Here is a 22,604-nt window from a genome sequence, read left to right as displayed (position 1 = left end):
TTGGGTGCAGCGGGCCTGATCCTACGCAGGCATCAGTACTTTAGCCGGGCCTCCTGACCGAATGACGACAGCGGCGCAGCATCTTGCGGCAGCGCAAGCTCGCCGCGCGCCACCCGCTCCTTCAGATAGGTGAAGCTCTGCGCCGTCTGCGCGAAGAGATGCTCGCCGGCCTTCAGCGGTGAACGCAGCGCCTTCCCCTCCTCCGCAAAACGCGGCAGAGGCGCAACAACCGTGTCGTAGTCGGCCGCAAAGAACAGCGGGAAGGAATAGCGCTCTTCCGAAACCTTCCGCACCCGATGCGACGTCGCGACGAACGTGCCGTTCGTCCACACCTCCATCATGTCGCCGATGTTGACGACATAAGCCCCGGGGATCGGCGGCGCATCAATCCACTCGCCTGCCCCGTTCAAGACTTCGAGACCCGCAGCTGTAGACCTCAGCAGAGTGAAGCATTCGTAATCGGTATGAGCGCCGATGCCTGGCCGGTCTTCCGCGCTGGCGTCAAACGGATAGTGAATGAGGCGCAGCTGGCTCGGCGGCTTGGTGACGTACTTGTCGAAGAACGTCGGCTCTTCCCCGAGCGCAAGCGAGAAACCGCGCAACAAGACACGTCCCAAACCGAACACCGCGCGATAGTAGTCATCAACGGCCTGGGCGAAACCGGGCAGGTCTGGCCATTGATTAGGTCCGAGAAGCGGATTGCCCGCAACGTAGTCCGGATCATCGGCCGGCAGATCCATCGAGAGGTCGTAGGCTTCCTTCTTGTCCTTGGAGCCCGACGCGAAGACCTCTTCGCCTTCCGGCACGTAACCGCGATGGCAACGCGAGTTGCCGATATAGACCTTCATTTTCTCTTCGTGCGGCAGCGCAAAGAAACGCTTGGTTGCATCGAGAACGCCTTCGAAAAGCGATTCATCGATCCCACCGCCCGTAATGTAGACAAAGCCGACGTCGCGCGCTGCCTTGCCGAGCTCTTCGGCTACGGCCTTCTGCTCGTCAAGCGTACCGGTGCGGAGCTTGGTGACGTCGACAATCGGGATACTCTGGAAGGTTTCAGATGCGCTCATCTTTTCCTCTCGCTCCGTTGAATTGGAAAGTGGTGATTGGCCTAAAGCTTGTTGTCGGCTGCAAGCTGCATGAACGTATCGTCGAACCGGAGCTTCACGTTCGAGGTATCGCCGAGCGTCTTGCCGGGAAGCTCGATGCCAATTGCGTCCTTGGATTTCGCGTCATTCCCCATGAGCTGATTATTGAAACTGAAGGTCCGGACGAGATCCATCGCCGTCACCATGTCCGGCGAACGGATCGCCTTGGCGCCTTCCGCTGGGTCGTAATAGAAGGCCGTCGTTTCAATCTGCGCGTTGAGGCTCTCGACCGTCGTCCCAGAAAGCTCGGCCATAAATTTGCGGGCCTCCTTGCCCTTCTCGTCATCGCCTTTGATGACGGCGAGCGTCTCGAACCAAGCACCTGTGAGAGCCTTGCCGAATTCCGGATGGTCCTTCAGAACCTTGGTGTTGACGAGCAACGCATCGACAAGTTCTCCGGGCATCTCTCCCGACTGATAGACCACGCTGACGCCGGGTTGCTTCTTGAGCTCCATAAAGCCCGGATTCCAGGCAACAACCGCATCGACGTCCGCTGTCTGAAAGGCCGCGACGAAGTCCGCATCGGAAACGTTCCGTAGCTTGCTGTCGTCGATCGTCATCTGGTTCGCCTCGAAGGCCCGCGCCAGCATGTAGTGCGAGATGGAGTACTGGACGAGATTGATCTTCTTGCCCTTGAGATCGGCGAACGTTTTGTTCTCTCCCTTGAGGACAATCCCGTCGTTACCGTTCGAGTAGTCACCGAGGATGGCGATGGTCGTGTCGACGCCCCCGGCGGCGGGAATGGTCAGCGCGTCCATGGTCGTTGCAGCGACAGCGTCGGCTTTGCCGCCGGTGTACTGGTTGATCGACTCGACGTAGTCGTTGACCTGCACAAGCTCGATCTTGATACCGTACTTCTTCGCCCACTTTTCAAGAATGCCAGCGTGTTGCGCGTAGGGCCAAGGAAGATACCCGGTGTAGATGGACCATGCGACTTTGAAGGTCTCTTCCGCCCGCGCCGGATGCGCCGCACCGGCACAAACAACAATCGCCGCCGTGCAAAGGACGGTCGTGAGGATCGAACGCTTAGTCATGAGGCTCTCCCTATCACTGATCGAAGGAAGGAAAGCGCTTCTTGGTTGTCTTCCTGCCCTAATGACTTTTGTTCTTGAACGTCGACGTCGAGGTCGACGATTTTCCAGTTTTTCGAGCAGGCCTGACCCGCTCCCGTGACGTCCGCGATCGCAAGACCTCCATCATCGATCGAAAAGCTGGGCGCGAGATCGGCTCCAACCCGGAAAGGCAGGCTCGACCGTCCAATCATCCACGAACCATTGCGCTCGCGGCCGAGCGAAATTTCGCAATCGAGGAGCGCTCGCGCCTCCTCCAGAGAGGAAGTCGCGACGAGTTCGGAAAGAGAACCGTTGTGCGGCAACGGCTCTATCCGGCCCCTCGCATACATGAAGATTTCGCCAACCCTGACGAGGAAGCCGTCGCGGCCGTCCTGGTCCTGCAGCTGAACAGCAAAGCGCGGCGCCAAAGTTGGCGACGTCCGATGCCAATGCTCGATGTAGGCGATATCCCGCCCGCGCTCGACGAGGACGCCATCGACGAAGTCCAGATAGCCCGCGTCAGCCGCATCGCTGGGACACTGGAGATTGATGATGCGCTGCCATTCGAAAGCATCGCCGGCCTTGACGAACCGGCCCGCAAATCCTTCCTGCTGCGCCATCCAGTCGAGGTGCTGCGCGCCCAAATCGCCGAGGCACGCAACGCCGTCGAATGAGGGTGGATTGGCCGGTTGCCGCAAATCGGCAAAAAGGTTGGGCCCCTGCAGCCATGCGACGAAGGTCGTGGTGTCCTGGCGACCGTCGGGCCAAGCGATCAGCGAGCGCTCCCAAAGACCGATCGTATCGCGGATCTGTATTCTTTGCGTCTCTTGCATAAGACGCACGATGACAGCAGGGGCCGATCGCCAGAAGCCGTCCGATAACGATACGAGTCATTGATGAGATTTATGACTCACTCGAATTCCTGCTCAGGGTTTGAGCCGCCAGCTGGATCGATGTGCATGTCGATCGTATCAAGCAGGGCGCGAGCCGGCTCCGAGAGCTTCGCATCGCGCGTGATGAGGTAAACCTCATAGTTCGGCAGAACCGCGGGGTCGAGCATCGGCCAAAGCTGACCGGACTCGATGGCATCCGCTGCCACGACCGTCGGCAGAAAGCCGATGCCAATGCCGATCTGAATGAGACGCTTCACCTCGTGCAGCGTCTCGGCTGAACCGCCCGTCCGCTCGCCCAACCCATACGTTTTGCGAAAACTCGCGAGTTCGGCAGGCTCATCCTCACCCGTCAGAACAAAAACCTCATCGGCCAAGGTTTCCGGCTTTGCCACCTCTTTACCGAAACGAGGATGCCCTGGGCCGCAGAAGAGCTGCTGCCACTCCCGCCCAATGGGCCGGTAACGAAGCTCCAGACTTGTTGCGGTGTCGCAAGCAATTCCGATATCGGCGCTGCCGTCCTTGACCGACAGAACCACGTCGCGCCACGGCGCGATATCGAGATGGATTTCCACGTCCGGATTGTTCCGGTGGAAGGTCAGCATGGCTTGGTCGAACGCGGGCGAAACGAGATCCGAGATGACACGGACCGTTACGAGCCCCTGCAGCCGTCCCGACGTGCGCGCGACCTCGCCCGGCAATCCGGAGATCAAGATTTCGATCTCCTCGGCTGCTCGCAAGAATGCACGCCCGGCCGGCGTCAGAACAACGCCCCTGGCACTCCGCATGAACAGTTGTGAGCCGACATGATCCTCGAGGCGCTTGAGACCGGCACTGATCGTCGGCTGCTGCCGGTTGAGAGCACGCGCCGCCGGGCTAATCCCTCCCGAACGCACGATACCCAGGAACAGCTTGACGAGGTTCCAATCGAGATTGCGAGCAAAGAGCAGACCGGCTTTCGACACCCGCAAATCATCAGCCATCACGGTGCGTCCATCAGAAGAAGCCAAACTCGCGCCATCCCAACCATAGCGCTTTACGGCACGCCGTGAACCGTTGCCTGCACCTTGGCAACGTTCGACCTATGAACAGCTTCATAGGGTTCGAAGTAGGCGATCGAACCTTTCGCCAGAGGTTCGGCTACAAAAGCCTGAAGCGGAAGCGCCGCCCAGCGCTCGTCCGTTGCAGCGGCGAGCAGGCGCTCCACATAGATCCGCGTCGCATCGATCAGACCGCCATCGTAACCCGCGCCCGCGATGCGCTCCGCCGCACCGTGGTTCGGGAGAATGCGCGAAAAATCCCAGCCCGCAACCTCGGCAAGGCCGGCAAGATGCGCCTGCAGCCGGCCGGGTTCATCGACATACGTCACCGTGTCTTCGAGCGTGTCTCCCGCCAGCAAAGTCCCGTCGGCGGGAAGATAGAGCGCGACGCCGTCCCGGCTGTGGATGTCGAGGGGCCTGAGCTCGACGCCCACATTCCCGCAACTGAGTTCCAACCCGCCGGAGAACGTCGTCGTCGGCAGGATGAGCGGCGAAATTACGGGCGGCCCGTCGAGGCTGCCCGCTTCGATCTCAGCCCTCTTCTCCAAAAGCAGCCGCGCCGTCTCATCGCACGCGATGATCTCGCAGTCGGCGAAAGCGGCATTGCCCGCCACGTGATCGAGATGCCAGTGGCTGAGCACGACGCGAATATCGCGAACACCACGAGCCTCGAGCGCGCGCCTGATCAAAGTTGCATGCGCGACAGACAGGTGCGTGTCGTAGACGATCGCCGACACGCCGTCGACGATCGCGTAGCTGCAAATGCCCAGCGCATAACCGCCATCATCGAGCCAATTGGGCTCAGCCGAATGGTACCGCTTGCCCGGCACCCGGCCGTCATAAAAGCCAAGCAGATGAGGCCCGAGTTCAAGCAGCCTCATCGTCGATGGTTCATCGGGCATCCGGTCATCCGCCAATCAGGGTTTTCGCATGAGGTACGGTCGCAGTTATGCCCGAAGAGCGCCGAAAACCGCCACGCGGCAAACGCAACGCACTCCGCACAGGGATAGACTCCGCTTTACATCACATCAACCTGCGGACAAGCCGCCTCGCACATACCTCCCGCCCCCTGAAGGACGTGCACGCCCTTGCCACCCATGCTACCGTGAGAGACGTGCGGCGCGGGTCCTCTTCACATACTGAACGGGCGAGCCTCCCGCCGGAACCAGGAGGGGTGGCATGCCAAACTTTGGAATTCCTCGCCGGGCTGGAGCGGATTTCAAGGCCGAGTCCGCCGCCGTGAACTGGAAGCGTGGCCTGTTCCGGGTTTGGCTCCTGATTTCCGCCGGATGGATCATGGGATGGACGATCTATCTCCTGCTTCAGGGCGTCCAAGGCAGCCTGACCACGCGTGGCGATTTCATCGAAGTGCCGATACTGCTCTTCGCTCCGCCGATCGCCCTCTGGCTGTTTGGCCTGGCAGCCGCCTGGGCGATACGCGGCTTCGAAATGGATCGCTAGCCACCTGTCGAGGCCCGCTCACGTGGGCTCGGACCCGGCCCCCGACTGGTCCGCCGATCCCTTCGTCTTCCAGAACCGATGCGCCCGCGCCTCGTCGTTGTCCGGATTGGCGAGCACCAGATGCTCGACTAGCGCATTTGCATCCTTGAGGACGTCTTCCCAGCCAAGTCCCGCAGCCTTCAGCATTTCGGAAGCCTTTGCCGCCGCCGACGCGCGCTCGCCTTCATTGGGAGACGCAAGCATGGCGCAGAGCTTGGTGAAGCGAGGAAGATCGAGCGCAATGAGACGGCGCTCAGCCGGACCGGACGGGACGCGACGACGCCACTTGGCCATGTAATCCCCTGAACCCGTGCGACCTCGACAAGCCGCATCCCTTAACAGGTTGCAGCCGCAGTCTTGACCTCTTTTGTACTCCGCATTCCCGCCACTTGAACAGCCACCCGCGCGCAAGAATGCTTCAGCCGCCTAAGTAGCGCGCAAGTCTTTGATTTTTAGAGATTGTACTGGAGGCTTGGAGCGGGTGATGGGAATCGAACCCACGTATTCAGCTTGGAAGGCTGCTGCTCTACCATTGAGCTACACCCGCAACGGACTCTAATTGCCCGGAAGAGACGGGTTTCTGCCATAGCCCCGCAGAACATGCAAACGGTCAAAACTGCGCAAATGCTTGCAACGGGCGAGTTATCCAACAAAGGCTCAGGTTGCATCGGCTTCGCCGCGAACCACGCAACGGAAGTCACCATCGGCTTAGTCGCATTAGTCGCAAGCAAATTACAAATCTCGCCTAACCCAGGTTGATTGTGTCTTTCCCCCCTGCGACAAAGGAGAAAAAGGCAGCCGAGACTGCCTCGGACCATCGGGGGGGAATAACGCATGACACTAGCCAGCTCGGCCGACGCATCCGCGTCCGGTTTGCTCGCTCGAGAACGCATCATCGCCAAGGCAGGCTTCAATCGCTGGCTCGTCCCGCCGGCCGCACTCGCCATTCATCTCTGCATCGGCATGGCCTATGGCTTCTCCGTGTTCTGGAAGCCGCTCCAGGGCGCACTCCTCGGTGCCGACGGTAAGCCCTTGCCCGAATGCTCCGCCGGCGCGGTGACGTTTGGAGAGAAGGCGGCAGGCACCCTCAAAGCGCTGACGGCCACCGACTGCAACTGGAGCCAGTTCGATCTCGGCTGGATGTTCACGTTCTTCTTCGTCCTGCTCGGCGTCTCAGCCGCGATCTGGGGCGCCTGGCTGGAACGGGCAGGCCCGCGCAAAGCCGGCGTCGTGGCAGCCATCTGCTGGTGCGGCGGCCTGGTGATCTCCGCGCTCGGCGTCTACCAGCATCAGCTCTGGCTCATGTGGCTCGGCGCCGGCGTGATCGGCGGCATCGGCCTCGGCCTCGGCTACATCTCCCCCGTCTCGACCCTGATCAAATGGTTCCCCGACCGCCGCGGCATGGCGACTGGCCTCGCCATCATGGGCTTCGGCGGCGGCGCCATGATCGGCTCGCCATTGGCCACGCTGCTGATGGGTCACTTCAAGACCGAAAGCGATCCGGGCGTCTGGCAGACCTTCCTCGTCATGGCCGCGATCTACGCCGTGTTCATGCTCATCGGCGCGTTCGCTTATCGCCTGCCGCCAGCGGGATGGAAGCCCGAAGGCTGGACGCCGCCGGCCTCGACGAATGCGATGATCACATCGAACCAGGTCCACCTCGCCAACGCCCATAAGACACCGCAGTTCTGGCTTCTGTGGCTGGTCCTCTGCCTCAACGTCTCCGCCGGCATCGGCATCATCGGCGCCGCTTCACCAATGTTGCAGGAGACCTTCGGAGGCGCCCTGATCGGACAGCCCGAACTTGCCTTCGCCGACATCAAGAAGGACGCGGTACTCGCAGCCCAGGCGGCAGGCGTCGCGGCGGGCTTCGTGGGCCTCATCTCGCTCTTCAACATCTTCGGGCGAATTGTGTGGGCATCCTCCTCCGATGCGCTCGGCCGCAAACAGACGTACTTCATCTTCTTCGTGCTGGGTGCCGTGCTCTACGTGCTGGCGACGGCAGCGGCGGAGTGGAAGTCACTCGCCCTGTTCATCGGCTGCTTCTGCATCATCGCGTCGATGTACGGCGGCGGCTTCGCGACCATCCCCGCATATCTCGCGGACATGTTCGGCACGCAGTTCGTTGGCGCGATCCATGGCCGTCTGCTCACGGCGTGGTCCACGGCTGGCATCGTCGGCCCCGTGATCGTCAATTACCTGCACGACACCCGGCAGGCGGAAGGCGTTCCTGCCGCTGAAATCTACGGGCCGATCTTCTATGTCCTGGCAGCGCTGCTGGTCGTTGGCTTCATAGCCAATCTGCTGGTGCGGCCCGTCAACCCGAAGTGGCACATGACGGAGGCTGAAATCGTCGAAGAACGGGCCAAGCTGCACGAGAAGACATCGAAAGATGTCTCCGGCAGCTACGGCATCGGCAAAGGCGGCATCGATGCGAAAGCCGTGCCCTTCTGGCTTCTGGTCCTCATCCCGCTCGGCTGGGGGATCTGGACGACGGTTCAGAAGACCGTCGCGCTCTTCGGCTAAAGAAATTATGCGTGCGGCCCCCCGAGGCCGCACGCAGCTCCTCACTGGTCGTTTGAGAAGAACCGTAGAGCCGCGCTAATCTGATTAGCTCAGAATCTAACTAGCTCTGTCCGCGCCACAAGCCCGCGCCGGCGGCCGGCTCCGCGAAGCGGAGTCGCCGGCGCCAACATTAATGCGTCCAGTTCGTCGTCCGGCCGTAGCGGAAATTATCGGCATACGACTTGCGGATCGGCTTGCGCGGCTTGGGCTCAATGAGCGTGTAGGCGATCCCGGCGCGCGTCGCGTACGCGACGGCCTCTTCCTTCGTGTCGAATTCAAGCCGCACCTGCGATTGCATATCGCGCGAGCCGGTCCATCCCATAAGCGGATCAATCACGCGCGGCGATGCCGGACCGAAGTCCAGGACCCACTCCTTGGTACGCGCTTCGCCTGATTGCATGGCGGTTCTGGCTGGCTTGAAGATGCGTGCCGTCATGTCAGCTCCGAAGGCGTTGAGATCCAAAAATCATGAGAGCGATACCCTAGCATTTACCATCCCCCTCACCGGCGTCAATCTCGCCGGGATCAGCCTAATCGGCGCAGCGGCCTGCCAAAATTTCATGCCGCCGGTTGTTTGGATCGCGCGCGGCATCCTTTCGGAATTATTCCGAACTTTAATCATGCCCGTAAGGCCGCGGATCGGGCTCGCGTTCTAAACTCACGCGCAGACGGGAAGACTTGGGAGACATCGCAGATGACCAAGGAGCCCACAAAATGAAAAACATTCTCGCCCCAGCATTTGCCGCGCTCGCAATCACAGCACTAGCGGTGCCGGCTTTTGCCGAAGAGCCTTCATCGACAAACCGCGCACAGCACCGAATGGGTGACGAGGGCAAACTGCCCGCAACCGGCGGCGTGTCCGGCCGCGTTCCCGAAATGGGAGCCGGCACGGGCCAGAGCTCCGGAACCTCCGGCTCGTCGCATCGCATGGGTGACGAAGGCAAGCTGCCCGCAACGAACTCGATGAGCAAAAAAGTGCCGACACAGGGGGGCACCAGCAGCCCCGGCAAGTGAGACGCTCAGGCCCAGTCTTCAGGCCCTGTCTGAGGCGGATAATTGAAGAACGCGGTCGGCGGCTTGTCTCGATGGCAGCGCACCGGCCGCCAATTTCACGGTCTCAATTCGCTTCGAATCTCAGGAGAGACTTGTCATGACAGTCAGACCAATCATGGAAACGCGCCCTCAAGAGGATCCGAGTTGGTGGGGAGCCATTCTTCTCGGCGCTGTATTCATTATCGCCGGCCTCATCGTTCTCGGTGATGTCGTCGCCGCCACCGTCATCAGCGCCTTTCTGATCGGTATCGTCCTGATCATCGCCGGCATATCGGAGGTGTTCCAGTCCTTCTCCGCCCCGCATTGGCGGAGCTTCTTTTGGAGGCTGCTCATTGGCCTGTTGTATGCTGTCGCCGGATTGATGCTGGTGACGAACCCCGCTGGCGCCTCGATCGCGCTGACACTCGTCTTCGCATTGGCGCTGATCGCCTCGGGCATCGTGCGGATCGTCCAGGCCATGGAATACTGGCAATGGTTCGGATGGTTGTTGCTCGCCTCGGGCATCGTCGGCATCGCAGCAGGGCTTGTCATTCTGTCGAAGTGGCCGATCAGCGGCTTGTGGGTGCTCGGCCTCGTAGTCGGAATAGACTTGCTGGTGCACGGCTTCTGGTGGATCACGCTGGGCCTCGGTTTGCGGCGGGATAGCAGAGCCATCGCCGCCTGAGGCGCGGCGTCACGATGCGGCGGGCCCTAACCCCGGAACTTACGTTCCGGGCACGTCAGGGTCTGCGCGAGCGTCACGCGTCGGCTCTGGCCTCGACGATATAACCGTCGTCGTCCCTCACGTAGATCTTCAGGTCCGGCCTCTCCTGCGCAAGACGAGCAGCGAGCGGCCGGCCCTCCGCCCGATGAGCGCGATGCTGCTCATCCGTCCAAAGACTTTGCGACGGCTCATCGGGGTCCAATGAAGCCGTAAAAGCATCTGCCCAGGCCTTGAGATCAGCCGTCAGCCCCGCTGATAGCCCGAGCTGCTCAGGCGCGAAATTCCCGTACAGGCCATCGTCCATCGCCCATAGCGGATGACTGTGGTAGTCGGCCATCACCTTGACCGACCGGGACAGCGATGGATCCGGCGGGTCGTCGTCAAATGAAGCAAGCGACGAGTCAGGGGCTGGCCTGCGCATGCTGCCCGGCCCGGCCGTCATCCAGAGAATGTAGCCAAGCTGCGCAACGGCAGCGGCGCCAGCAGCCGCGAGGAGCGGCCCCGGCACATCCCGCCAACCGAGAAGTTCGCCAGAGCTTCCCGCCCAAACGACGAACGCGGTGGCCACGAGATAAAGAATGAAGGCGTTGCGCGTCTTTGCGCGCCCAGCGGGATCCGGCGGATCCGCGCGATCAAAAAGGCGGGGCGCGAGCCAAGTCAGATAAAATGCCTGCGCCAGCGCCGAGGCGAGAAACAACCACATCGCAACGTTCAGCCGAAGAAGCAGCGCCACCCCGCCCAGAAAGATCACGTAGGAAGCTCCGATCAACCACGTGCTTTGCGCAATTTCAGCTGCGTTCGGCTTCTTTGCCGCTATGGCAGCGATGGCATAGTCCATCAACAAGGACGTGAGCCCCACCCGCGTCGCAAGCCAGCCCGCGAATGTGTAGAACGCCCCAATCAAGCCGAGCGCGAATCCAATCGCGTTCATAGAACCCCCGCTTACGAACCCCGCACGCACCAATCATAAGACCGCACACGTCTCGTTAGCACGCCCCAGAACATTTCCATTCCGAAAAACCTCGGTGGCGACCGCTGTGAGGATGAACACGTAACGGCTGAGCAACGGGCCGGCTCACCGCGCCTCGTGGGATTGTTTTTCTGGCTCATCCGGAACCCTCGCAACCCCAAACCAGCCGTCCGAGTTTTGACGTCAAGAGACGGTATTATTCGCCTCGGAGTGCTCCCGCTAGCATCGCCTGCAATTTAAACGGCGTTAACTGTCGAGGTGAGCGATGGCCGACATCGTAATCGTCAACCCACGCTTCAACACGTCCTTCTGGGGCCTGGAGAAATGTATGGGGCTCCTCGGCAAGCGCGCCAATCTGCCGGTCGCATGCCTGCCTTTGTTGGCCGCCCTCGTTCCCAAACACCATGACGTGACGATCGTCGACGAGAACGTCGAAGACCTCGATTTCGATCGCCTCGCGCGGGCCGACATGGTGTGCGTCACGGGCATGACCGTTCAGGGAACACGGATGCGGGAAATTCTTGAAGAGCTGCGCGCCCGCGGTACCTTTACAGTCGTGGGCGGCCCCCTGGCGACGGTCGAACAGGAGGAAATCGAGGATCTCGCAGACGTCATCTTCATCGGCGAAGCCGACGTAACGTGGCCGCAGTTCATCAAAGAGTGGGAAGCGGGCCGCCACGCGCATCGCTATGAGCAGCGCGAGAAGACCGACATGACGACCTTGCCGCTGCCGCGGCTCGATCTCCTCAAATCGAAACATTACATGTTCGGCAGCATGCAGATCTCGCGCGGCTGCCCGTTCACGTGCGAGTTTTGCGACATCATCGTCACGTTCGGCCGCAAGCCACGCCTCAAATCGGCCGCCCAAGTGCTTGCCGAGCTCGACGCCTACTATCGCGAAGGCATCAGCATCGTCTTCGTCGTCGACGACAACTTGATCGGCAACAAAAAGGCCATCAAGCCGATGCTGCGCGAGATCGCGAAATGGCAGGAAGACCATGCCTACGCGCTCACTCTCTTCACCGAAGCATCGCTCGACCTCGCCGAAGACGACGAACTGATGAGCCTCATGGGCCGCGCCGGCTTCCAAAGCGTATTCATCGGCATCGAAAGCCCCGACGAGGCGTCTCTCCTAGAAACGAAGAAAGTCCAGAACGTCCGTGAAAGAGCGGGCACGCTCATCGAACGTGTGAAACGCATTCAAGATCGCGGGCTCGACGTCTGGTGCGGAATGATCGTCGGCTTCGACAACGACAAACCGAAAGCCTTCGATGTCCTTCCGGGATTTCTCGCTGAGGCGAGGATCGCGAACGCCCTCATCGGCTTGCTCCACGCCATTCCCACGACGCCCCTTTACGACCGTCTGAAAGCCGAAGGCCGGTTGAACAGTGATAAAGGCAACGAGACCTACGGCACCAACGTCATTCCGCTCGGCATGACGCCGATGATGCTGCGCGAAGGCCTAATCAAGGTGACGGAAAACTGCTATTCGGCGGATGCCTACTTCCAGCGTCTCGATGCCCTCTACATAGAAGGCGGCTTCAAATACGCCGCGCATCAGCTCGACTATTGGCGCAGCCATCGATTGGCGTGGGTCCAAAGCTGTATGAAGGACTACGTAACCTTCCTCATCCTCGCCAGCCGCCTCGCCCGTCTCATCGATGATAAAGAGCTGTCGCGCCGCTACCGCGCCCAGTTGCTCCGCGCCTTCCAAACCCGCATGTTTGAACCCCAGCTGCTCGTCACCTATGCGGTGAAAACAGCGATGCACTATCACTACGACGCGATAGCAAAGAGCCTGACGGCCTCGGCGGCAGGTGGTCCGATCCCGGAGTCGGTCCGCTCGTTCTCTCGCGCGCGTTCACGCGTCACCTCCGAAGGGGTGGCGACGTGATCATGAGCGCATGATTTTCGGCAGCGAACACAAGCGGCAAGCGCAACGCACATCAGAGCGTTTGCGGGGGACTGAGCTGCCGCTCCAATATAACGACGTTGACCCGCCCTCTTCTTACGCTGAATAAGCGTACACGGAATTCCATTCTCCAGCGAAGCATACGGTGGGCATACTATGGCAGACGAAGTCCAATCGGCTTTGGGTGATAGCGCCGCTCGGCAATTGGCCAACGCGACGAAAACCGTGCCCCAAATGTCGAGCATCACACCGCGATGGCTCGTACATTTCTTGAGTTGGGTTCCCGTCGAAGCCGGCATCTATCGCGTGAACAAAGTGAAGGATGCCGACAGTGTCGAAGTCGCGTGCTCGCTGCGCGATGAACGCATTCTTCCGCAAACGTTCGTCGACTACGACGACAACCCCCGCGAATATCTGTTGAGCGCCGTTCAGACCGTACTCGACATCCACACGCGCGTTTCCGATCTCTACAGCGTCCCGCACAATCAGATCAAAGAACAGCTGCGCCTCACGATCGAGACCGTGAAGGAACGCCAGGAAAACGAGCTGCTCAACAACAAGGAATACGGCATCATTCCGAATGCAGCTGCGTCCCAGAAGATCAGGACGCGTACCGGAGCACCGACGCCCGACGATCTCGACGAGCTCATCTCGAAGGTCTGGAAAGAGCCCGCTTTCTTCCTAGCCCACCCCCAAGCCATCGCCGCCTTCGGCCGCGAATGCACGCGCCGTGGCGTGCCGCCGCCGACGATCACATTGTTCGGCTCACCCTTCCTCACCTGGCGCGGAATTCCAATCGTTCCGTCTGACAAGCTCGAAGTGAAATCCGGCAAGACCAACATCCTCTTGCTGCGCACGGGTGAAGCGAAACAAGGCGTCGTCGGCCTGTTTCAGCCGGGCTTGCCGGGCGAACTGTCCAAGGGCCTTTCCGTCCGCTTCATGGGCATCAACGATCAGGCAATCGCATCGTATCTCGTGTCTCTCTACTGCTCGCTCGCCATCCTGACGGACGACGCCGTCGGTGTCCTCGAGAACGTGGATGTGACGAAGTACCATGCCTACAGCTGATCACGGACGAACCGCGGACATCGACGCACTCGCTGCGGCAGCACTGGGGCAGGACAGAGGCATTCGCCCGCCGGCAGGTTTGCCCGACCCCCTGGCGCTGACGAAGCTCGCAAACGAGCTCTTCGCAGCATTACCGGGGCAATCGGTGCCATATCCGGCTGGACCGTCACAAGCAGGCTTTGGAGCCTCGCCTGTGGACGTTGGACCGAGCGCGGCTCCGCATAGTGCTGCTGCCGCCGCATCACCGGCTCCGCTGCCTGGAGCGGCATCGCCCCTCGGATCACCCGAGCCTTCCTCGTTCGCAGGCGCCGCATTCGATCGAAGCGCGACGCCTGGATTAGCCGGATTGAGCCCAACTTCACTACCAGGTAGCGGCCGGTCCGGACCTGCGCTGCCGGGCTTTGGAGCCTCGCCCTACATCGATGCGGGACACGTCTCCCCATTTTCACTTCCGGTCACGCCGCCAACACCAGGGATCGCAGCGACCGCCGGTCCGTCGCATCCGGCATTTGCGCGCGATGTCTCCGTGATCGACCTGAAAAGCATCGACGTTTTGATCGGCACGCCCCCCGGTTCTCTGCCCGCGAGCATTGACGCTGGCCCCTCTCTTTCAGGACACGGCGCATCGCACGCCATTCCTGCGCGGGCCGAAAGTCCGCAATCGGCAAGCGCACTTCCCGGCGTCGACCGAGCCTCGCCACCCGAGCCCCCCGCAGCAAAACCGCCGCCGCAAATTCTCAACGACCACAACGGCATTGACACGCCGCGCTCCGGCGGCTCGGCCCACAACTACGATCGTCTAGAGATTCCTTTCGAAGCCGAACTGAGAACGTTGCTCGCGCCTCTCGCTGCGGACCCCCTCAGCGCGCTTCTGGGCGAAGCGGGATCCGACTTGTATTTTCTCAATACCGGCGCACAAGCTCCGCGAACGGCAGCAGATCCGACGAGCGCCTCGCAACCGGCGGCGGCAGTCGGCAGCGGACGAGGCTTCGATGTCGGCGCCGTCCGCCGCGATTTTCCGATCCTCAGCGAAACGGTCAACGGCCGCCCGCTGATTTGGTTTGACAACGCGGCGACGACACAAAAGCCGCGATCGGTCATCGAGCGGCTCAAATATTTCTACGAGCACGAGAACTCGAATATCCACCGCGCCGCGCACGAACTCGCAGCCCGCGCAACGGACGCCTACGAAGGCGCGCGCAGCAAGGTCGCGCGTTTTCTCAATGCAGGCTCGGCGGAAGAAATCATCTTCACGCGCAGCGCAACGGAAGCGATCAACCTCATCGCAGCAACGTTCGGACGCCAGCACATTGGCCCCGGCGACGAGATCGTCGTCACCCATCTCGAGCACCACGCGAACATCGTTCCCTGGCAACAGCTCTGCCTTGAGAAGGGCGCGAAACTCCGCGTCGCGCCGGTCGATGATTGCGGCGCGCTGCTCCTCGACGAATTCGGCAAACTCCTGAACGCGCGCACCAAGCTCGTTGCCTTCACGCAGGTATCAAACGCGCTCGGCACGATCACATCGGCAAAAACCATCATCGATATGGCGCACCGCGTCGGCGCCCGCGTGCTCGTCGATGGCGCCCAGTCCGTTTCGCACATGAAGGTCGACGTGCAGGACCTCAACGCTGACTTCTTCGTCTTCTCAGGCCACAAGTTGTTCGCGCCGACAGGCATCGGGGCGCTCTACGGCAGAAAGGATTTGATGGATACGCTGCCGCCCTATCAAAGCGGCGGCAACATGATCCGCGACGTGACGTTCGAGCGGAGCGAATTCCACAAGTCACCGCAGAGGTTCGAAGCCGGCACCGGCAACATCGCCGATGCGGTCGGCCTCGGAGCGGCGGTAGACTACGTCGAGCGGATCGGCCTTCACAACATCGCCGCCTACGAGCACCAGCTGCTCGTCTACGCCACGGAGCGGCTGAAGGACATTCCCGGCCTGCGCATCATCGGCACCGCGCCCGAAAAGGCGAGCGTCATTTCGCTGACAATGAATGGCATCCCGAGCGAAGAGATCGGCGCACGGCTCAATAAATACGGAATTGCCGTGCGATCGGGTCACCACTGCGCCCAGCCGATCCTGCGCCGCTTCGGACAGGAGACGACGGTCCGCCCCTCCTTCGCATTCTACAACACCTGCGAAGAGATCGACGTCCTTGTCTCCGCCCTCAAGGACATCCACGCCGAAACAGCAATACCGCGGCTCTAGACAAGTGGCGTGATCAAGGAATGAGCTTTTCAGCTTGAAGCTGCTTGAAGAGCGCAAAGAACGCGTCGTCAGTCGGCATATAGAGATTGAACCCTAATCGGCGGCTCTTCGACATGTCCGTTACGACTTCAATCGGTCGTCCCAGGTCAGCATCGGTGTGCCAAGGCGAGACGAGACGATCGATATCCGCCTCGGCGAGGCCATAGCGGGAAGAGATCTCACGCCAAACCGGCGCGTCGCCGGCCATTTGCTGCTCGAGCGGCCGCACCGTGCCGTCGAAGTCCTCTGCCTGGATGTTGAACCAGCTCGCAATGCGATGCCACATCCAACTCCAACGGAAAACATCTCCATTGACGACGTTGAACGCTTGATTGAAAGCAGCAGGGGTTGTCGACGCCCACAGCATATGTCGTGCGAGAAGTGCCGCATCGGTCATGTCAGTAAGACTGTTCCACTGCGTGCTGGAGCCCGGGAATCGGAATGGACGCCCTGTCTCCCGGCAGATCGTGGCGTAGACCGCCAACGTCGTTCCCATGTTCATCGCATTCCCGACGGCCTTGCCGATAATCGTATGGGGACGATGGATGCTCCAATGGAAGCCGTCGCGCGCCGCCGCCGCAAACACTTCGTCCTCCTGAGCGTAATAGAAGTTGTCGATGTCGAGGCGTGCTTGCTCTTCACGGAATGGCGTTTCTGGAAGCACGCCTTTTCCGTAGGCTTCAAATGGCCCGAGATAGTGCTTCAATCCGGTGACCAGCGCCACATGCCGCACAGATTGTGCAGGCCGAAGCGCGTCGAGTAGGTTTCGTACCATCGCGGCATTGACGCGGATGTTCTCGGCTTCCGTCCTCTGACGCATCCAGCTGGCGAGAAACACATGAGACGGCAAAAGGCCCTCAAGCGCGGCCTTCAGGGAGGCCGGATCAAGCAAGTCTGCAGCAACCTGAATGACTCCATCTTGTTGCAAGGGCCGTCGCGCCAGTCCCAGAACGCGCCACCCCTCTTTTTGGAGCAGGTCGGCCGTAGCGCTGCCGGCAATGCCGCTAGATCCGGCTATCAACGCGGTGTTTGCCATGTGACGTTCCTTGAAGTTCTCGGTCTTTACAGATATCGCGTTCGACCCCAGACGACCATGCACCCCTAGGTGAGGCTGATCTGCGCGCCGGAACTTCGTGACGATCTTCTTTGCTTAATCCGCCAGCGGTTAGGAACCTCAGCAAAGCCACCCCCGTTGATCTCACCGAGGTGCACAAGGCCGCAGCGGCCAAAGCCGAGCCCTCTTTGCGTTTCCTGTCATCATCGGGAGCTGGTCTGCGAGGTCTGATGTGAACTTGGCTTCGCCTTCTTCGTTCCAACGCAATATCCTGCCGGCATCTCCAAGAACGCGGCGGCTATGCCGAACGAATGACGAGCCCCCTCAATGTTTGCAAGGTCCCCATGGAGACAGATGTCTTGATCGTCGGCGGAGGTCCCGCTGGCCTGAGTGCCGCTCTGATCCTGGGCCGATGTCATCGCAAGGTTCTTGTTTGCGATGACAACAAGCCGCGCAACAGATTCTCTCACGCAGTTCATGGCCTGCTTGGTCGCGAAGGATCGCCACCCTCGGCGCTCCTGGACGTAGCTCGCGGAGAACTTGCAAAATATCCCGGCATCAAGATGTGCCAGACGCGAGTAGTCGATATCGTTGCGGCTGGCGATCATTTCCAATTCGGATGTGAGGACGGGCTGCAAGGTACGGCAACCAAAGTTCTCCTCGCGACCGGCCTTGTTGATGAGCTTCCCTCATTGCCGGGCATTGAGCCCCTCTACGGCATCTCCGTTCATCATTGCCTGTACTGCGATGGCTTCGAGTATTTCGGCAAGCCTGTCGCTGCATATGGCAAGGGCGACAAGGGAGCAGCGCTCGCGATCATGATGAAGCACTGGATGTCCGATGTTGTCCTCTGCAGCGACGGCAGCGAGATCAACCCAGAGACAGCGAAGAACCTTGCAAACCACGGCATCGCCTTGCGCTCCGAGCGCATCACGTCACTGGACGGTAAGGACGGGCATCTGCAGACCATAAGATTTGAAAAAAGCCCGCCGCTCACCCGCGCGGCTCTCTTTTTTGCAACCGGCTGTCGTCAGGCATCGGATCTCTCGAAGCGACTTGGTTGCGCGCGCGACGAAAAGGGCGGCGTGGTGACCGACCCCCTAACCGAAGAAACGTCCGTACCTGGCGTCTACGTCGCGGGCGATGTCTCGCGCGACGTCCTCATGGTTTCGATTGCAATCGCGGAAGGCGCCAAGGCTGCGGTGGCGATCAACAAGGCCTTCCTCCGCCGCGACGGGTTATGCGAATAATCCGGGAAGCTGACGATGCACGGCATCCCGAGTGAAGAGATCGACGTCCTGATCGCCGCGCTCAAGGACATCGCGTCCAAAAGCAATACCGCGGCTCTGATGACCGTCGCGCAGCCAAACGCAGAATTTTGATCGCCGCTGACAAGTCAGAGCGAATGCGGTTCGACAATTTTTCGAGAAATTGGCCGGGGCGACATGATTCGAACACGCGACCCTTCTTGATCATTCCCCCGCGAGATAACTTTCAATTCTGTCTATCTCATCTGAAGAGAATTGAATCTGCGGCATGTCTTTGTGTCTTGAGCCAATCCCTTCGGACAGTTCAAACTCCAAACGCTCAGAGGAATACGAGCGCAGTCGTGTCCAGAGGTTCGGGGCATTCTTGAGCGGACTCGATGTCTCCGCAGTCAGCGCATGGCATTGGCCACAGTTTTTGCGAAGTAATGCCTCCCCTCTTGGAGCCTCGGTAGCGTGGCTTGGACCGTTAAAACAAAAGAACAGGAGTCCCGAGACTGCCGCGCGCCCACACTGTCGCATTCCATCCTCCGTCAACCGGGTGCACCGACGCGCAAGACGATCTGACACGTCACGCCAGCCTCTATGCTGCTATCCACGCATAACACGCGTTAACTTCCGCTTCAGACACTTGAATTTCGACAAGGTGCAAGACGCCGCTAAGGCGCGCGGCAATCGTGCGAACACTCCTTTCGCTTTTGCCGCTCATCTTGCCTACGACTTGGGCCTGCGCAGAGACATTATGTAGGCCGCGACGTCGCTAAGTTCACTTCGCGTCAGATGAACGTTCGGCATCGGCCCGTGCGAATTGAGAAGCCAGTTAGATATGTGCTCGGCCGATTGGTTCGGCTTGTTGGCAACTGCGGGAAAGCCTGGCACGTCAGCGTTTACAGTCGAGGTCGGTTCCTCTCCGATCAAGTGGCAATTTGTGCATAGCGCGCGAACAATGACACGCCCATTTTGGGGATCTGGCTTCTTAGGCTTTGTCGCGTCGGGTGCTTGGAAGGGCTCGCTATCGCTGGGCTGGCCCTGAGCCAGCGATGGCACTGCAGCAATGGCAAGGATAATCGCGCATAAGCCGGCAGCGTTACGTGCACGCCATTTAGTCGGCCCGATCATTTCGACGATCGATTGAAGCACCATAAGGGCGTCTCCAGATCTATTTATTACAATCTATTAGAACCGTATCGCGGGACGGGCCGTTTGCAATTGACATGGCTCAATCGGTGGACGTCATCATCTAAACTGCCTTGCGTCAAAGCTCCGAGGATTTCGAACGACACACTAACCGGAAGCGACTGCGCCTACAGTAAAATGACGCTTTCCAAATGCGAGCCTATTTCATTGTCTCGGCTGCTCTTCTCAAGGATGGCCAGGCGGATTATGCAGCCGGCTTTCCGTTCCCGTGCCTTTTGCCGATAGCCTCAACCATCCGCACATGACTGCGTGGGGCAATAGCGTGTTGATTCACTTCCGCAACTCCTTAGGCTCTGGAACTCTTTGAATTCAACGATCCGGCCCGATTCCGGCAAACGGCAATGGATTGGCCGCAGCCCATTCGAGATAGGTTTTGCGCTCGATCGGAGCGAGGGCCTGACGCAAAGCCGGCAGAAGTAGAACGTGTTCCGCTTCGACGTGATCCCGCCTGCGCTCAGCCACATGCCGCAAAAGATACGCCAGTGCATCACTCGCTGCCTTGCTGGACCGGGTCATGCGAAGCATCTCGACCACTTCATCATTGGCGAACTGGATTTCGCTGTGCTGACGATCGAATAGGACCGCACAACGGCATTGCTCCTCATTCGGCCGACGTTCGAGCAACGGGTAAATGACCTCCTCTTGGAAGCGGACATGCCCTACCCAAGCTGCGCTGAAAATTTCAATGAGGCGTTGAGCGTGATTGTGGTCGGCTGCCTTTGGCAATCCGTCTGCGAGCGCGAGCAGCCCGCGGCATACTTCGAGTTGGAGAGCGTGGTCGGCAAGAAACCTTGCTCCCGGATGATCCTCGTCGAAGTGTGATGTTGGTACTTGTTCGGCCAATGGCGTAAAGGCTCCGGTTTCGGAAAGAAAATTTGCCTCTGCGGGCCCTTCGGACCTTGATCGAGATCAGTTCCGAGCCGCCGGGCGCCAAATATTTTTCGGCTCGGTCCGGCGTCACCGGCTGGCTTGCTGATTGCCGAGGCAGTAAAGTGCAGACGAGCCGAGTAGTGATCTCACGGTCATCCATGCTTCATGCGATTCTGGAGTCTGCCGTTTCCGCTATCCTGGCGATCGACGACGCCGGCCGCATCCAAAGCGTTAATCCGGCAACGGAAGCGATGTTTGGTTACAGCGCCGATGAAATGCTGAACCAAAATATCAAAATGCTGATGCCCCAGCCCTATCGCGCGGAGCACGACGATTATATCGGCCGACATATCAAGACAGGCGAGAGGCGCATCATCGGCATCGGCCGCGAAGTCCAGGGCCAACGGAAGGATGGCAGTATCTTCCCGATCCATTTGGCCGTCAGCGAGTTCATGGTCGACGGCCGGCGCTTTTTCTCCGGCATTATCAACGATCTCAGCGACCGGGCCGAGTTGCAAGATGAGGTGGACCGTCAGGCACGCCTATTCGAGACTGTTTTTCAGCACGTTCCCGAAGCTTTGGTCATCTCGTCGCCGGACGGGAAAATACTTCTCTTCAACCCCGCAGCCACGAAAATCTTCGGGTACGATTTGGCCGAAGCCACCGGCATGGCATGGGCAAATTTGTTCGGAGATGCCAACAGTCCGCGCCAGATCGAATTCGATATTTCTCGCTCGATCGATCAAGCACCAGACCTCAATCTCTCCGTCATACTGCGCCGTAAGGACGGCAGCACGTTTCCAGCCGAAGGAAACATAACTCAGGTCTTCGATCAGCAGGCCAGACCGACTGTCCGGGTGAGCCTATTCCGAGATGCCACAGAAACTCTCAGAAACAAAGAAGCGGCGGTCAAATCGCAACGTCTCGAGGCTATCGGACAACTCACCGGCGGCATCGCCCACGACTTCAACAACCTGCTCACGATCATCTCGGGCAACCTCGAGATTCTCGAAGAACAGCCTTTAAGCGAGCAAGATCGCGAACTTCTCGACCGAGCAGCGCGGGCGGCGGATTCGGGCGCACGGCTTACAAAGCGCCTCTTGACCTTCGCGCGCAGGCGCCATCTTGCGCACGCTGTCATCAACTTGAACGACCAAGTGCGCACCATGACGGAACTGCTCCGTCGTACGCTCGGCGATATGATCGAGCTCCGCTCCCAACTCGCGTCGCCGTTATGGCTCGTCCGCGCCGACGCCGGAGAAGTCGAAGCGGCCGTCTTGAACCTCGCCATCAACGCGCGCGACGCGATGCCGGAAGGCGGCACCTTGGCAGTCAGAACCGACAATGTCGTTCTTGAGGAGGGAGAGACGGGCCTCGAGGATCCTCTCAAAGCCGGAGATTATGTGCGCATTTCCGTTTCCGACAACGGCATCGGCATGACCAAGGATGTTCTGAGCCGCGTGTTCGAACCCTTCTTTACGACCAAATCTGCAGGACGCGGCACGGGCCTTGGCCTTAGTACGATCTATGGTTTTATCAAACAGTCCAATGGCAACATCACGATTAGCAGCGAGCCAGGCGTTGGCACGACAGTCAATCTGTACTTGCCCCGTTGCGACGAAGGGGCCGTGCACCACGACGAAATCGCATCTCTCCGCCAAGAGCCGCAGGCGAACGGCGAATGCATTCTCGTTGTCGAGGACAACCGCGACGTTCGGCAGTTGACCGTACGCAGGCTCAGGAGGCTCGGCTACGATACGGTCGTATGTGCGAGCGGCGTCGAGGCAAAAGCCGCACTCGAAAATGGACAGAAGGTCAGCGCAGTCTTCACCGATATCGTAATGCCGGGAGGCGTGAATGGTATTGAACTCGCTACCTGGATCTCAGCTAACCTGCCAGCCCTGCCCGTCCTTTTGACGACGGGCTTCGCCGACGAAGCAACCGGCACGAGCAAAGCTGACACCCACTGGCCAATATTGCGCAAGCCATACACTCAGCAACAGCTCGCCAGCATGTTGCGCGCGACGATCGACAAGCAGCCTGCTCGCTAAGTGCCGTTGCGAGAC

19 protein-coding genes and 1 tRNA gene are annotated in these 22,604 nt (G+C 60.0%); 9 read left to right on the top strand and 11 right to left on the bottom strand.

The genetic code is table 11. The annotated features are described in order from the left end of the window. Nucleotides 1-32: 32 nt before the first annotated feature. The 5 genes from VFG26_RS01255 to VFG26_RS01235 all read right to left on the bottom strand — a co-directional run bounded on the left by VFG26_RS01255 (nt 33) and on the right by VFG26_RS01235 (nt 5,029). Nucleotides 33-1,067 (bottom strand): isopenicillin N synthase family dioxygenase, encoded by a 1,035-nt coding sequence (locus VFG26_RS01255; protein ID WP_325021393.1) that lies wholly within the window; start codon nt 1,065-1,067, stop codon nt 33-35. A gap of 41 nt (nt 1,068-1,108) precedes the next feature. Next, on the bottom strand, nt 1,109-2,179 hold the full coding sequence (locus tag VFG26_RS01250; protein WP_325021391.1) for a putative urea ABC transporter substrate-binding protein: 1,071 nt from the start codon (nt 2,177-2,179) through the stop codon (nt 1,109-1,111). Next, complete coding sequence (locus tag VFG26_RS01245) at nt 2,176-3,030, bottom strand: hypothetical protein (protein ID WP_325022000.1); 855 nt, start codon at nt 3,028-3,030, stop codon at nt 2,176-2,178. Before VFG26_RS01245 ends, VFG26_RS01250 begins: the two co-directional genes overlap by 4 nt. Before the next feature lie 77 nt (nt 3,031-3,107). Continuing rightward, nucleotides 3,108-4,070, bottom strand: coding sequence for a LysR family transcriptional regulator (locus VFG26_RS01240; RefSeq protein WP_325021389.1), 963 nt, complete (start codon nt 4,068-4,070; stop codon nt 3,108-3,110). A gap of 53 nt (nt 4,071-4,123) precedes the next feature. After that, entirely contained in the window at nt 4,124-5,029 is a 906-nt protein-coding gene (locus VFG26_RS01235) for an MBL fold metallo-hydrolase (RefSeq protein ID WP_325021387.1), read from the bottom strand. A 277-nt stretch (nt 5,030-5,306) separates the two neighbouring features. On the opposite strand from VFG26_RS01235, the gene VFG26_RS01230 reads away from it, so the two are divergent. Then, nucleotides 5,307-5,588 (top strand): hypothetical protein, encoded by a 282-nt coding sequence (locus VFG26_RS01230; RefSeq protein WP_325021385.1) that lies wholly within the window; start codon nt 5,307-5,309, stop codon nt 5,586-5,588. A gap of 18 nt (nt 5,589-5,606) precedes the next feature. On the opposite strand, the gene VFG26_RS01225 is transcribed toward VFG26_RS01230, so the two are convergent. Beyond that, nucleotides 5,607-5,921 carry a hypothetical protein gene (locus VFG26_RS01225; RefSeq protein WP_325021383.1) on the bottom strand — a complete coding sequence of 105 codons (315 nt, stop codon included), beginning with the start codon at nt 5,919-5,921 and terminating at the stop codon, nt 5,607-5,609. Between the two features lie 179 nt (nt 5,922-6,100). Next, nucleotides 6,101-6,174, bottom strand: a tRNA-Gly gene (locus VFG26_RS01220). A gap of 287 nt (nt 6,175-6,461) precedes the next feature. Between VFG26_RS01220 and VFG26_RS01215 the strand changes: the two genes are divergently transcribed. Further along, on the top strand, nt 6,462-8,153 hold the full coding sequence (locus VFG26_RS01215; protein ID WP_325021381.1) for an L-lactate MFS transporter: 1,692 nt from the start codon (nt 6,462-6,464) through the stop codon (nt 8,151-8,153). Between the two features lie 169 nt (nt 8,154-8,322). On the opposite strand, the gene VFG26_RS01210 is transcribed toward VFG26_RS01215, so the two are convergent. Next, a complete protein-coding gene (locus tag VFG26_RS01210) occupies nt 8,323-8,628 on the bottom strand; it encodes an ETC complex I subunit (RefSeq protein ID WP_325021379.1) in 306 nt (101 codons plus the stop codon). A gap of 278 nt (nt 8,629-8,906) precedes the next feature. On the opposite strand from VFG26_RS01210, the gene VFG26_RS01205 reads away from it, so the two are divergent. Continuing rightward, on the top strand, nt 8,907-9,206 hold the full coding sequence (locus VFG26_RS01205; protein ID WP_325021377.1) for a hypothetical protein: 300 nt from the start codon (nt 8,907-8,909) through the stop codon (nt 9,204-9,206). 136 nt (nt 9,207-9,342) lie between these two features. Beyond that, entirely contained in the window at nt 9,343-9,909 is a 567-nt protein-coding gene (locus VFG26_RS01200) for an HdeD family acid-resistance protein (protein ID WP_325021375.1), read from the top strand. A gap of 73 nt (nt 9,910-9,982) precedes the next feature. Here the strand turns inward: VFG26_RS01200 and VFG26_RS01195 are convergent, their stop codons facing one another. Then, a complete protein-coding gene (locus tag VFG26_RS01195) occupies nt 9,983-10,879 on the bottom strand; it encodes a hypothetical protein (protein WP_325021373.1) in 897 nt (298 codons plus the stop codon). Between the two features lie 304 nt (nt 10,880-11,183). Here VFG26_RS01195 and VFG26_RS01190 point away from each other — a divergent pair, with 304 nt between their 5' ends. The 3 genes from VFG26_RS01190 (at nt 11,184) to VFG26_RS01180 (ending at nt 16,113) form a co-directional block, all read left to right on the top strand. After that, a complete protein-coding gene (locus tag VFG26_RS01190; RefSeq protein ID WP_325021371.1) occupies nt 11,184-12,812 on the top strand; it encodes a B12-binding domain-containing radical SAM protein in 1,629 nt (542 codons plus the stop codon). Between the two features lie 174 nt (nt 12,813-12,986). Beyond that, entirely contained in the window at nt 12,987-13,898 is a 912-nt protein-coding gene (locus tag VFG26_RS01185) for a family 2A encapsulin nanocompartment shell protein (RefSeq protein ID WP_325021369.1), read from the top strand. Then, nucleotides 13,885-16,113, top strand: coding sequence for a family 2A encapsulin nanocompartment cargo protein cysteine desulfurase (locus VFG26_RS01180; RefSeq protein ID WP_325021367.1), 2,229 nt, complete (start codon nt 13,885-13,887; stop codon nt 16,111-16,113). Before VFG26_RS01185 ends, VFG26_RS01180 begins: the two co-directional genes overlap by 14 nt. 13 nt (nt 16,114-16,126) lie before the next feature. Here the strand turns inward: VFG26_RS01180 and VFG26_RS01175 are convergent, their stop codons facing one another. Then, on the bottom strand, nt 16,127-17,188 hold the full coding sequence (locus VFG26_RS01175; protein ID WP_325021365.1) for an SDR family oxidoreductase: 1,062 nt from the start codon (nt 17,186-17,188) through the stop codon (nt 16,127-16,129). Between the two features lie 362 nt (nt 17,189-17,550). Between VFG26_RS01175 and VFG26_RS01170 the strand changes: the two genes are divergently transcribed. Beyond that, nucleotides 17,551-18,456, top strand: a complete 906-nt coding sequence (locus VFG26_RS01170) for an NAD(P)/FAD-dependent oxidoreductase (protein ID WP_325021363.1) — start codon at nt 17,551-17,553, stop codon at nt 18,454-18,456. 1,521 nt (nt 18,457-19,977) lie between these two features. Here VFG26_RS01170 and VFG26_RS01165 read toward each other — a convergent pair. Beyond that, complete coding sequence (locus VFG26_RS01165; protein WP_325021361.1) at nt 19,978-20,394, bottom strand: hypothetical protein; 417 nt, start codon at nt 20,392-20,394, stop codon at nt 19,978-19,980. 302 nt (nt 20,395-20,696) lie between these two features. On the opposite strand from VFG26_RS01165, the gene VFG26_RS01160 reads away from it, so the two are divergent. Then, nucleotides 20,697-22,589: a PAS domain S-box protein gene (locus tag VFG26_RS01160; protein WP_325021359.1), complete on the top strand. Its 1,893-nt coding sequence runs from the start codon at nt 20,697-20,699 to the stop codon at nt 22,587-22,589. Nucleotides 22,590-22,604 lie beyond the last annotated feature (15 nt).

The organism is Hyphomicrobium sp. (assembly GCF_035687085.1).
Classification (GTDB): domain Bacteria; phylum Pseudomonadota; class Alphaproteobacteria; order Rhizobiales; family Hyphomicrobiaceae; genus Hyphomicrobium_B.
Note: the sequence above shows the minus strand (reverse complement) of the source record. Positions and strands in the feature narration are given on the sequence as shown.

Excerpts from the sequence above, each read along its gene's own strand:
- VFG26_RS01255 (WP_325021393.1), bottom strand. The coding sequence starts at position 1,067 with ATGAGCGCATCTGAAACCTTCCAGAGTATCCCGATTGTCGACGTCACC.
- VFG26_RS01250 (WP_325021391.1), bottom strand. The coding sequence starts at position 2,179 with ATGACTAAGCGTTCGATCCTCACGACCGTCCTTTGCACGGCGGCGATT.
- VFG26_RS01245 (WP_325022000.1), bottom strand. The coding sequence starts at position 3,030 with ATGCAAGAGACGCAAAGAATACAGATCCGCGATACGATCGGTCTTTGG.
- VFG26_RS01240 (WP_325021389.1), bottom strand. The coding sequence starts at position 4,070 with ATGGCTGATGATTTGCGGGTGTCGAAAGCCGGTCTGCTCTTTGCTCGC.
- VFG26_RS01235 (WP_325021387.1), bottom strand. The coding sequence starts at position 5,029 with ATGCCCGATGAACCATCGACGATGAGGCTGCTTGAACTCGGGCCTCAT.
- VFG26_RS01230 (WP_325021385.1), top strand. The coding sequence starts at position 5,307 with ATGCCAAACTTTGGAATTCCTCGCCGGGCTGGAGCGGATTTCAAGGCC.
- VFG26_RS01225 (WP_325021383.1), bottom strand. The coding sequence starts at position 5,921 with ATGGCCAAGTGGCGTCGTCGCGTCCCGTCCGGTCCGGCTGAGCGCCGT.
- VFG26_RS01215 (WP_325021381.1), top strand. The coding sequence starts at position 6,462 with ATGACACTAGCCAGCTCGGCCGACGCATCCGCGTCCGGTTTGCTCGCT.
- VFG26_RS01210 (WP_325021379.1), bottom strand. The coding sequence starts at position 8,628 with ATGACGGCACGCATCTTCAAGCCAGCCAGAACCGCCATGCAATCAGGC.
- VFG26_RS01205 (WP_325021377.1), top strand. The coding sequence starts at position 8,907 with ATGAAAAACATTCTCGCCCCAGCATTTGCCGCGCTCGCAATCACAGCA.
- VFG26_RS01200 (WP_325021375.1), top strand. The coding sequence starts at position 9,343 with ATGACAGTCAGACCAATCATGGAAACGCGCCCTCAAGAGGATCCGAGT.
- VFG26_RS01195 (WP_325021373.1), bottom strand. The coding sequence starts at position 10,879 with ATGAACGCGATTGGATTCGCGCTCGGCTTGATTGGGGCGTTCTACACA.
- VFG26_RS01190 (WP_325021371.1), top strand. The coding sequence starts at position 11,184 with ATGGCCGACATCGTAATCGTCAACCCACGCTTCAACACGTCCTTCTGG.
- VFG26_RS01185 (WP_325021369.1), top strand. The coding sequence starts at position 12,987 with ATGGCAGACGAAGTCCAATCGGCTTTGGGTGATAGCGCCGCTCGGCAA.
- VFG26_RS01180 (WP_325021367.1), top strand. The coding sequence starts at position 13,885 with ATGCCTACAGCTGATCACGGACGAACCGCGGACATCGACGCACTCGCT.
- VFG26_RS01175 (WP_325021365.1), bottom strand. The coding sequence starts at position 17,188 with ATGGCAAACACCGCGTTGATAGCCGGATCTAGCGGCATTGCCGGCAGC.
- VFG26_RS01170 (WP_325021363.1), top strand. The coding sequence starts at position 17,551 with ATGGAGACAGATGTCTTGATCGTCGGCGGAGGTCCCGCTGGCCTGAGT.
- VFG26_RS01160 (WP_325021359.1), top strand. The coding sequence starts at position 20,697 with ATGCTTCATGCGATTCTGGAGTCTGCCGTTTCCGCTATCCTGGCGATC.